Annotated in this window: 1 pseudogene; it reads right to left on the bottom strand. The window is 69.2% G+C overall.

The annotated features are described in order from the left end of the window. Window positions 1-273, bottom strand: a pseudogene (locus tag GV790_RS30305) (dihydrolipoyl dehydrogenase); the annotation flags it as partial.

Genomic DNA, 273 nt, shown 5'->3' with positions numbered 1-273 from the left:
GAGCTGCGCTTCGCCGATCAATTCGCCGACCCGATCGCCCACCATGTGGATACCGACGACGGGCCCGGGACTCGCATCGGTGCCGGACCGGATGACCTTCACTCCCCCAGCGGTGCCGAGGATCTGGCTGCGCCCGTTGCCCGCCAGGTCGTGCACGGTGGTGCTGATCGTCGCATGGATCCGGCGCGCGGCTTCCTCGGTCAGCCCGATACCGGCAACCTCGGGGTGTGAGTAGGTGACGCGAGGCACCGCGAGCTCGTACGGCAGGGACGG

Origin of the sequence: Nocardia cyriacigeorgica (assembly GCF_010858045.1) — a bacterium.
GTDB classification, from domain to species: domain Bacteria; phylum Actinomycetota; class Actinomycetes; order Mycobacteriales; family Mycobacteriaceae; genus Nocardia; species Nocardia cyriacigeorgica_E.
Note: the sequence above shows the minus strand (reverse complement) of the source record. Positions and strands in the feature narration are given on the sequence as shown.